Raw genomic sequence first — 11078 nt, 5'->3', positions numbered from 1 at the left:
CAACATTGTATTGTTAATATATCAATTTAAGCAATGCAAATCATCGCATATAGTAAAACCATAACCGCTTAATAAAAGCGACGGGCCAAGGGCCTGACATAACGAACACAACAGAACAATGGAGTAAGACAATGGCGAATTATTTTAATACTTTGAATCTGCGTCAGCAGTTGGAACAATTAGGCAAGTGTCGTTTCATGAAGCGCGAAGAGTTTGCTGATGAAGCAGGATACTTAAAAGGTAAAAAAATCGTCATCGTCGGTTGTGGTGCTCAAGGCCTAAACCAAGGCTTGAATATGCGTGACTCGGGCTTAGATATTGCTTACGCACTGCGCGCTGAAGCTATCGCTGAGAAGCGTGCATCATGGCGCAAAGCGACAGAAAATGGTTTCAAAGTGGGCACTTATGAAGAGTTGATCCCAGAAGCTGACTTAGTGATTAACTTAACGCCAGACAAACAGCACTCAACCGTTGTTCGTGCTGTTCAACCAATGATGAAACAAGGCGCGGCTTTAGGTTATTCGCACGGTTTTAACATTGTCGAAGTTGGCGAAGAAATTCGTAAAGATATTACTGTTGTGATGGTAGCACCGAAGTGCCCTGGTACTGAAGTACGTGAAGAATACAAACGTGGCTTTGGTGTTCCAACGCTGATTGCGGTTCATCCTGAAAATGATCCGAAAGGTGAAGGAATGGCAATTGCTAAAGCTTGGGCTGCTGCAACGGGAGGTCATCGCGCTGGGGTATTAGAATCTTCATTTGTTGCTGAAGTTAAGTCTGACCTGATGGGCGAGCAAACTATCCTGTGCGGTATGTTGCAAGCTGGTGCTTTGCTGTCTTACGACAAAATGGTTGCTGATGGTGTTGAGCCAGGCTATGCAGGCAAATTGATTCAGTTTGGTTGGGAAACCATTACCGAAGCCTTGAAACAAGGTGGTATCACGCTGATGATGGATCGCCTGTCTAACCCAGCTAAACTGCGTGCATTTGCTCTGTCAGAACAATTGAAAACCATCATGGCGCCTTTATTCCAAAAACATATGGATGACATTATCTCAGGCGAATTCTCAGCAACTATGATGGCTGACTGGGCTAATGATGATAAAAACCTACTGGCTTGGCGTGAAGAAACAGGTAAAACGGCGTTTGAAAATTACCCAGAATATACTGGTAAGATTTCGGAGCAAGAGTATTTCGACCATGGCGTTCTGTTAGTTGCAATGGTTAAAGCAGGGGTTGAGTTAGCATTCGATACGATGTTAGAAGCGGGTATTCTTGAAGAGTCTGCTTATTACGAATCACTGCATGAATTGCCGCTGATTGCCAATACGATTGCTCGTAAGCGTTTGTATGAAATGAACGTGGTTATTTCAGATACCGCAGAATATGGTAACTACCTGTTCTCATTTGCAGCCGTTCCAATGCTGAAAGACTTTATGAGTAAACTGCAAGCCGGTGATTTAGCTAAACCTGTTGCTGATAATGGCACTGATAACGCGCAACTACGTGATGTGAATGAAGCGATTCGTAACCATCCTATCGAGAAAATCGGTAAGACATTACGTGGCTATATGACGGATATGAAGAAAATCTCTAGCGCGCAATAATCCTTACCATTCTCCGCATCAATAGATGCGTTGGCTGAACGGAGGTTACCCAAGTCACATACTGAATGTATGCTCCTTGGGATAACCTCCTTTTTCGTCACTCTTCGCGTGATAGGTGCGTTTGCTTCACTCGGTTACCCAAGTCACATATTTAATGTATGTTCCTTGGGATAACCTCCTTTGCCGCCTTCCTCTAACGCGAATAGTTTAGAAAAATGTATTGATGTTATAAAAGAAAAAGAACAGAACCACATCGGTCTAATGAATGATGTGGTTTTTTGCTTTTATAAAGGATCGTTGCTCAAGAGTTGGCTAGGTTTCTGCTACAATCCCTAGAGAGTTCCATTTTGAATAACTAAGTGATGTAGAGAAACCATGCGATTAAATCCAAGCCAACAGCAGGCTGTTGAATTTGTGGATGGCCCATGCCTTGTGCTGGCGGGTGCCGGTTCGGGAAAAACCCGAGTTATTACCAATAAAATAGCGCATCTGATCCGCCATTGTGGCTATCAGCCTCGTCAAATCGCTGCGGTAACGTTTACCAATAAAGCGGCGCGTGAGATGAAAGAGCGTGTCGCCCAAACCTTGGGTAAAAAAGAAGCGCGTGGGTTGATTATCTCGACATTCCATACTCTTGGCTTGGAGATCATCAAGCGAGAATATAAAGCATTAGGTATTAAAGCGAACTTTTCTCTGTTTGATGATCAGGACCAAATGGCATTACTAAAAGAGCTAACCTTTGATTTATTAGAAGAGGATAAAGATCTTTTACAGCAATTGATCTCATCGATCTCAAATTGGAAAAATGATCTATTATCACCTGATCAAGCATTGGCGCGTGCCAGAAGTGAAAAAGAGCACCATTTCGCTGAATGCTATCGCCGCTACGAATTACATTTAAGAAGCTGTAACGTATTGGATTTTGATGACCTTATCAGTAAGCCAACGTTACTTTTGTCACATAACGAAGAGGTTCGCGAACGTTGGCAACAAAAAATTCGTTATTTGCTGGTGGATGAATATCAAGATACCAATACTAGCCAATATCAATTGGTTAAGTTGTTGGTTGGTCAGCGCGCGCGCTTTACGGTGGTAGGGGATGATGATCAATCTATCTACTCTTGGCGTGGTGCTAGACCACAAAACTTGGTGCTGTTAAGTCAAGACTTTCCAAAACTGAATGTGATTAAGTTGGAGCAAAACTACCGTTCATCTGAGCGAATACTCAAAGCGGCAAATATTTTGATTGCCAATAACCCTCATGTATTTGAAAAACAATTGTTCTCGACACTGGGCTACGGTGCGCCACTCAAAGTGATTACCGCCAACAATGAAGATCATGAGGCAGAAAGGGTGATTGGTGAATTGATTGCTCATCACTTCATCAATAAAACACAATATAAAGATTATGCGATTTTATATCGTGGTAACCACCAATCTCGTATTTTTGAAAAAATGTTGATGCAAAATCGCATCCCATATCGCATTTCAGGGGGAACCTCCTTTTTTTCTCGTCCTGAAATAAAAGATTTATTAGCGTATTTGCGGGTACTGACTAATCCTGAAGATGATAGTGCTTTCTTGCGTATCGTGAATACGCCACGTCGTGAAATTGGTCCGAAAACAATCCAAAAGCTTGGTGAATGGGCTAATCAGCGGGGCAAGAGCCTCTATCAAGCCAGTTTTGATTTGGGCTTAGAGCAAACGTTAACAGGCAAAGGATTAAACGCGCTTCAGCAATTCGCTCATTGGATGGACAAGATTGTGAAATTGGCTGAACGTGAGCCATTGATAGCGGTACGTGATTTGCTGCGTGAAATGGATTATGAAAGCTGGTTGTATGAAACTTCCGCCAGTACTAAAGCTGCCGAAATGCGAATGAAAAACGTGAATCAATTGTTTACGTGGATGAGTGAAATGGTAGAAGGCGACGACTTGAATGACCCAATGTCGTTAGATCAGGTTGTAACGCGTTTCACGTTACGTGACATGATGGAACGAGGTGAAGATGATGAAGAGTCAGACCAAGTTCAGTTAATGACCTTACATGCATCAAAAGGGCTTGAGTTTCCTTATGTTTTCCTAGTCGGTATGGAAGAAGGGCTGTTACCACATCAAAGCAGTATTGATGAAGACAATATCGATGAGGAACGCCGTCTAGCTTATGTTGGAATTACTCGGGCACAAAAAGAGCTCTTTTTTAGTCATTGTCGTGAACGTCGCCAATATGGGGAGCTAATCCGACCTGAGTTAAGCCGCTTTTTATTAGAATTACCACAAGATGATTTAGAGTGGGAGCAACAGCGGAAAGTCGTTACGGCGGAGGAGCGAATGCAAAAAGGGCAATCAGCACTTGCCGATATTAAGGCCCGTCTAGGACTGAATAAAAAAGATAAGTAGGAGATTGCCCCTCACACTGCTTGTGCTTATCGAGTGTGAGGGGGAAAAACTAACTATTGGAACTATTGCGTTCTTCAAGTTTCAAAGGCCAGTTAACATAACCTTGCCATTGAACTTCTTGTTGCAAGTTTTCTGATCGTAATGGATGCTCCGCTAACCAACGATATGGTAATACAATCGTGAGGGTATCCGATTCAGCCTGAAGCCTCAATGCCGGCAATGTGTCATCACGTCGACGGCTAGCAAAAATGATCGCCAAACGCAGCAAGCGGCATAAATAGTAGGCTTGTTGCATGGGGAGCGCATTTTGTTGACTCAGTGTAGCAAGATCAACAGGGCCTTGCTGATTACGTAACAGTGCTGCTAATAAGCGTTTTTGTGCCGGAGTAAAACCGGGTAAATCTAGGTTGGTGATCAGGTAGCTGGCATGTTCAGGGCCTTTGCGAAAGTCCACACTAAGGCCTATTTCATGTAAGGCACACGCACTGGATAATAACTCACGACAGCGTAGGTCGAGCTCCCAGTGTTTGGCGACTTGCAAAAAGAAATGTTCAGCTAATTGACTCACACGGGCGGCTTGCTCAATATCCACTTGGAAACGGCGTTGAATATTCCGCAATGTTCGCGCACGAACATCTTGTTCTATCGGTAATTCAAGCATGCCGTAGACCAGACCTTCACGTAATGCACCACCGGCGAGGGTCATATTATCAATCGACAGGGTTTCGAAAATAGCGATGAGGATTGATAGGCCGCTTGGGAATACGAGTGCTCGCTCAAACGTTAAACCTTCAATTTCTAGCTCTTCAAGCTTATGGCATTGAATCGCTTTATATTTGAGCTGCTGTAGTTTATCGAGAGTGATCAGCTCATCCATCCCTTGCGAAATCATGATTTCTTGGATGGCCTGAACGGTACCCGATGCGCCAACACAAATTTTCCAACCATGACGTGTTAACGTCTCGGCAACAGGTGCAATAACTGCGCGCGCGGCACGTTCTGCTTGCGCAAAATTTTCTTCCGTCAGCGCGCGGTCACTAAAATATTTTTCAAGCCAAGTGACACAGCCCATTTCAAGACTGAATAATTGCTCGGCTTTGGCTCCTGTTCCCGCCACAAGCTCTGTACTACCACCACCGATATCCACCACTAACCGTTGATCAGGGCCGCCGGTTGTATGGGCAACACCTTGGTAAATCAAACGTGCTTCTTCTTCTCCCTGAATGACCTTAACGGTATTACCTAGAATTTCACTGGCTTTTTGCACAAAAATATCGGCATTTTTTGCCAACCGCAATGTTGCAGTTGCGACGACACGTATTTGAGAGCTAGGAATATCCTGTAAATGCTCAGAAAAAAGTCGCAAACATTGCCAACCGCGCTCCATAGCTTGCTCTGACAGCCTATTTTGACTGTCTAAACCCGCTGCGAGACGCACTTTGCGTTTTACTCTTGAAATAATCTGAATACTACCCGCAACTTCACGAACGACCAGCATATGAAAACTGTTCGAACCTAAATCAATCGCTGCATAGAGAGAAGAGGATTTCAGCATATCGTTATCACTCAGCCTGAACGTTTATGGTTATTACGTGGGCCATTATGGCGACGTGGCGAATTTGAATTGCGACGAGGCCCTCCTGGACGCGGACGATGGCGACGTTTCGGAGTCGGAAGGTCGGTTAATAACGCTTCGCTGTTATATTTGCTCACTGGGATCGAATGTTGAATATAGTCTTCAATAGCCGGTAGATTCAACGCATATTCTTCACAAGCGAGACTGATTGAATGACCACTTTCACCGGCTCGGCCGGTACGACCAATACGGTGTACATAGTCTTCACAATCGTCAGGTAAATCATAGTTAAAAACATGGGTCACTGAAGGAATGTGTAAGCCACGGGCTGCAACATCGGTCGCCACTAAAATATCAAGGTTGCCTTGTGTAAACTCTTCTAAAATGCGCAGACGTTTCTTTTGAGCGACATCCCCTGTTAAGAGACCAACGCGATGTCCGTCAGCAGCAAGGTGTGCCCAAATTTCATCACAACGATGTTTGGTGTTAGCAAAAATAATGCAACGCTCTGGCCACTCTTCCTCTAGTAGCGTCTGTAATAAGCGCATTTTTTCTTCATTTGAAGGATAAAACAGTTCTTCTTTAATACGGTGACCTGTTTTTTGTAATGGCTCGACTTCAATATATTCAGGGTTACTCATTTGTTCAAATGCCAGTTCTCTTACGCGATAAGAAAGCGTTGCTGAAAAGAGGAGATTCAATCTTTCAGCGACGGATGGCATACGGCGAAATAGCCAGCGAATATCTTTAATAAAGCCAAGGTCATACATGCGATCCGCTTCATCAAGGACAACAACTTGTACTGCACCTAAGTCAACATGCCCTTGTTTAGCGTAGTCAATTAAACGCCCAGTCGTGCCGATTAGGATATCAACACCACGTTGTAGCACTTTTAATTGCTCATCATAACCATCGCCACCATAAGCAAGCCCCATTTTTAAGCCAGTATACTCGGCAAGTTCTTTGGCATCCGAGTAGATTTGTACCGCCAATTCACGCGTTGGTGCCATGATAAGAGCGCGAGGCTGATTGGCTTGTTTCCCCTCAATGGCAGGGTGAGTTAGTAAATAATGAAATGTAGACGTTAAAAATGCTAACGTTTTTCCGGTTCCAGTTTGCGCTTGCCCCGCAACATCTTTGCCTTCGACAGTGAAAGGCAAGGTAGAAGCCTGTATAGGCGTGCAAAAATTGAAGCCTTTTTTATTCAGGGCTTCAATGACTTTTGGGTGCAAGGCGAAGTCGGAAAACTTCTTTTCTGTCAAGTGTGCTTTACTCATAGTGTGGTAGAATATCAGTTAACGGTTGGTTTACGAAAGTGTATCTTTTGAAATAAAGCATACTGCTGCCAATTAATGTTACACTAAGACTGCAAAAATGATCCATTGGAGTACAACATGAGCAACAAAATTATTCATATCACTGATGCAAGTTTTGAGACCGCAGTACTGAAAGCTGGTTCACCTGTTCTTGTCGATTTTTGGGCAGCATGGTGTGGTCCTTGTAAAATGATCGCGCCAATTCTTGATGAAGTTGCTGAAGAATATACAGGCAAACTGACTATCGCAAAACTGAATATTGATGATAACCCTGCTACAGCACCAAAATATGGTATTCGTGGTATCCCAACACTTTTACTATTTAAAAATGGTAGTGTAGCGGCAACAAAAGTGGGTGCATTATCTAAAGCTCAGTTGAAAGAATTTTTAGACGAAAATCTGTAAGTTATCGTTGTTAGTTTAGATAAAACGTTTAGCGGTACATCTATTTTATAGAGGGGACCGCTAGACGTCCTGATTGAAGCATGGTAAGTTATCCTCAATCTCCATATCGCACCCGAATGAATTACCTTGTAATCCGTTGCTCTTATCAAAAATATCTGGTTTGTCAGTTCAGTTGTGGTTCATATCATGTGATCTAGGGCTGATAATGTGTTGATTTCTGAAATTATCAATTGAAAATTGAGTTGTTGCGCTTACAACGTTCAATTATTTCTTTCGTGGTATATTTACAATATCAATTTATGATAGTGATAAACAGCAACTGTTAAGGGTTATTTAGGTTAGTGGAGATTGCAAAGTGGCGCTTTTGTTTTTTCGTGCGTTGAAAGCTGACAATTTGCCATATTGAGATATATGTTGTCTTAAATGTACAAAAAACTATTGCTAATATTGTCTGTGTTTCTAATAATAAGCCGCACATCATTCAGATGAATCGCCGCGATATGTTAGTGCAGTCTTAGCAAGAATAAGCGCAAGAATTTTTACGCATTGTTAATGGTTTCTGTTTGTAACTATCAACAGGGCGTTATAAAGTTAAGCTGGCAGTTATATATCTTATATATAGTTGTCTTCAATTTACGTTCATAGTTCGAGAATTACCCCGAGTTAAAGAACCCACCATTATGAATCTTACCGAATTAAAAAATACGCCAGTATCAGAATTGATTACGTTAGGCGAAAACATGGGGCTAGAAAACTTAGCCCGTATGAGAAAGCAAGATATTATCTTCTCGATTTTAAAGCAGCATGCTAAAAGCGGGGAAGATATCTTTGGCGATGGCGTGTTGGAGATATTGCAGGATGGATTTGGTTTCCTCCGTTCAGCAGACAGCTCTTACCTCGCAGGTCCCGATGATATCTATGTTTCCCCCAGCCAAATTCGCCGCTTTAACCTTCGTACAGGTGATACAATTTCAGGAAAAATCCGTCCTCCTAAAGAAGGTGAACGTTATTTTGCCCTGTTAAAAGTTAATGAAGTTAACTTTGATAAACCTGAAAACGCCCGCAGCAAAATTCTTTTTGAAAACTTAACCCCATTACATGCTAATAATCGTCTTCGTATGGAACGTGGTAACGGTTCAACAGAAGATTTAACGGCACGTGTTCTGGATTTAGCGGCTCCGATTGGTCGTGGTCAGCGTGGTTTGATTGTTGCTCCACCAAAAGCAGGTAAGACAATGTTACTGCAAAATATTGCCGCTAACATTGCACATAATTACCCAGATTGCGTATTGATGGTTCTGCTGATTGATGAGCGTCCAGAAGAAGTGACCGAGATGCAGCGCTTAGTGAAAGGTGAAGTGATTGCGTCTACGTTTGATGAGCCAGCAGCACGTCACGTGCAAGTTGCTGAAATGGTTATCGAGAAAGCAAAACGTTTAGTTGAGCATAAGAAAGATGTGATTATTCTTCTCGACTCCATTACTCGTTTGGCTCGCGCTTATAATACCGTTGTTCCTTCATCGGGTAAGGTATTAACAGGTGGTGTCGATGCAAACGCATTACATCGTCCTAAGCGTTTCTTCGGTGCAGCTCGTAATGTGGAAGAAGGTGGTAGCTTAACGATTATTGCTACAGCACTGGTCGACACAGGCTCGAAAATGGATGAAGTCATTTACGAAGAGTTTAAAGGTACAGGTAACATGGAATTACACCTGTCTCGTAAAATTGCGGAAAAACGTGTTTTCCCTGCGATTGATTATAATCGCTCAGGTACACGTAAAGAAGAGTTACTGACTTCACAAGATGAATTACAAAAAATGTGGATCCTCCGTAAGATCATTCACCCTATGGGCGAAATCGATGCGATGGAATTCCTCATCAGTAAGTTAGCGATGACGAAAACTAACGAAGAATTTTTCGACTTTATGAAAAGAGCATAATCGCTAAATTTTCAACATGGTTGAATGGATTAAGCGCTGTCGATGACAGCGCTTTTTTTATGGCTATTTTTTTTGATTTTCAAATGGATATTGCATTTATTTTGCCCTGCATAATATCCGTATCCGTTTGTAACTCATAAAAAATATAAGTTAAGTTTATATTTATAGTAACGAAATCATCATTGAATGATTCTAATTTATAATAATTAAATATCATTTATGGTGATTAAAATAGGGTTATTAAAAAAATAATATTTTTTATATTGGATTTTTGGTGTAACAAAATGGAAAATCAATTCGTTGCATAGAATTGATTATTGTTTTATTCCAAGATTGATTGGTTTGAAGTAATACATGCATTCAATGTCTTCATTTATTTAAAGATTATGTCATTTTGGTAATGGCGTTTTTTGACTTGTCAGAAAAGGTTCATTTATTAAACAAAAAAGCAACTTAAAATTAGCATCATAGAAAATAACAGTTCGTTATGGCATGCATCTTGCTTTTATTAAGTATAAAATCGGCAGATAAGGCATAGCTGTATAAAAAACTACACTGATAACTGAGCTGGGTAAATTTTTATATAGTTATAATAGTCGTGATTAAAGACTCGTCTTATAGCAGTTATTTCTTTTGAGAGAATAATGCATTAGCTGTCGGTCATAGGATCTGCATGGGCTTAAACGTTTTAGTTTTAGGTTGATTAGATAAAGAATAAGAGAGTTGACTCGTGGACACCGCACAATTTATTGCCAGTCTTTTTTATGTTTTTTTGTTCACGTTAGTATTTATTTTTATCGCTCGAGTTGTTGCAACGAAAATCGGGCTGGTAGATAAACCTAACTTCCGAAAAAAACATGTAGGATTAGTTCCTTTAGTGGGAGGGATTACGGTATTTTTTGGCATCTGCTTCGCATTTGTGATAACGGAGGAATATATTCCTCACAAATGGTTATACCTAATATGTGCAGGCCTACTTGTTTTAATTGGCGCTTTGGATGACCGGTTTGATATCAGTGTGAAGTTAAGAGCGGGTGTGCAGGCAATTGTTGCTGTCGTGATGATGACGGTTGCCGACCTAAAATTAGAATCATTAGGTTATGCTTTTGGTCCATGGGAGCTAGTGCTCGGGCCGTTTGGTTATATCGTGACGCTATTTGCTGTTTGGGCAGCTATTAATGCGTTTAACATGGTTGATGGTATTGATGGCCTGTTAGGTGGGTTATCGTGTGTTTCTTTTGGCGCATTAGGCTTTTTACTTTATCAAAGTGGTAACTATGCGTTAGCATTTTGGTGTTTTGCCTTCATTGCCGCTATCCTTCCTTATATCTTTTTAAATTTAGGTTTGTTAGGCCGACGCTTTAAGGTCTTTATGGGGGATGCTGGAAGTACACTTATTGGCTTTACGATTATTTGGATCCTAGTTGAATCAACTCAGGAAACAGTACATCCACTGAATCCTGTTACAGCGCTTTGGATCATTGCAATCCCGTTGATGGACATGGTTGCAATAATGTATCGACGTATTCGTAAGGGAATGAGTCCATTTTCACCGGACCGTCAACATATTCACCATTTAATCATGCGTTCAGGTTTTACGCCTAAAGGTGCTTTTGTACTAATTACCCTAGCGGCTGCATTTTTGGCATGCATAGGAATTATTGGTGAACGCTTAACATTTATCCCAGAATGGGTCATGTTGGCATTGTTTTTGCTTGTATTCTTTATGTATGGTTACTGCATCAAACGAGCATGGAAAGTGGCTCGTTTTATTAAGCGCATCAGACGTCGTATGCGGAGAGGTGGTGCAGTACGGTAACGACAAACGGAAATA

Annotated in this window: 7 protein-coding genes; 5 read left to right on the top strand and 2 right to left on the bottom strand. The window is 41.6% G+C overall.

From position 1 onward, the window contains the following. Positions 1–131: 131 nt before the first annotated feature. Both ilvC and rep read left to right on the top strand, forming a co-directional pair. On the top strand, positions 132–1607 hold the full coding sequence (gene ilvC, locus G3341_RS18395) for a ketol-acid reductoisomerase (protein WP_154623517.1): 1476 nt from the start codon (positions 132–134) through the stop codon (positions 1605–1607). 375 nt (positions 1608–1982) lie between these two features. Next, positions 1983–4007, top strand: coding sequence for a DNA helicase Rep (gene rep / locus G3341_RS18390; RefSeq protein ID WP_163863289.1), 2025 nt, complete (start codon positions 1983–1985; stop codon positions 4005–4007). A 49-nt stretch (positions 4008–4056) separates the two neighbouring features. On the opposite strand, the gene gppA is transcribed toward rep, so the two are convergent. Continuing rightward, positions 4057–5562 (bottom strand): guanosine-5'-triphosphate,3'-diphosphate diphosphatase, encoded by a 1506-nt coding sequence (gene gppA, locus G3341_RS18385; RefSeq protein ID WP_154623515.1) that lies wholly within the window; start codon positions 5560–5562, stop codon positions 4057–4059. 11 nt (positions 5563–5573) lie between these two features. Further along, positions 5574–6860, bottom strand: coding sequence for an ATP-dependent RNA helicase RhlB (gene rhlB, locus G3341_RS18380; RefSeq protein WP_096617953.1), 1287 nt, complete (start codon positions 6858–6860; stop codon positions 5574–5576). Positions 6861–6977: 117 nt separating this feature from the next. Between rhlB and trxA the strand changes: the two genes are divergently transcribed. The 3 genes from trxA (at position 6978) to wecA (ending at position 11063) form a co-directional block, all read left to right on the top strand. Then, complete coding sequence (gene trxA, locus G3341_RS18375; protein WP_096617951.1) at positions 6978–7304, top strand: thioredoxin TrxA; 327 nt, start codon at positions 6978–6980, stop codon at positions 7302–7304. A gap of 680 nt (positions 7305–7984) precedes the next feature. Continuing rightward, positions 7985–9244 carry a transcription termination factor Rho gene (gene rho, locus G3341_RS18370; protein ID WP_004915469.1) on the top strand — a complete coding sequence of 420 codons (1260 nt, stop codon included), beginning with the start codon at positions 7985–7987 and terminating at the stop codon, positions 9242–9244. 730 nt (positions 9245–9974) lie between these two features. Then, a complete protein-coding gene (wecA, locus tag G3341_RS18365; protein ID WP_163863287.1) occupies positions 9975–11063 on the top strand; it encodes a UDP-N-acetylglucosamine--undecaprenyl-phosphate N-acetylglucosaminephosphotransferase in 1089 nt (362 codons plus the stop codon). The last annotated feature ends 15 nt before the right edge of the window (positions 11064–11078 follow it).

It is taken from the genome of Providencia vermicola (assembly GCF_010748935.1).
In the GTDB taxonomy this organism is placed as follows: Bacteria; Pseudomonadota; Gammaproteobacteria; order Enterobacterales; family Enterobacteriaceae; genus Providencia; species Providencia zhejiangensis.
The sequence above is the reverse complement of the archived record's forward strand: the minus strand, read 5'-3'. Positions and strand labels throughout refer to the sequence as shown.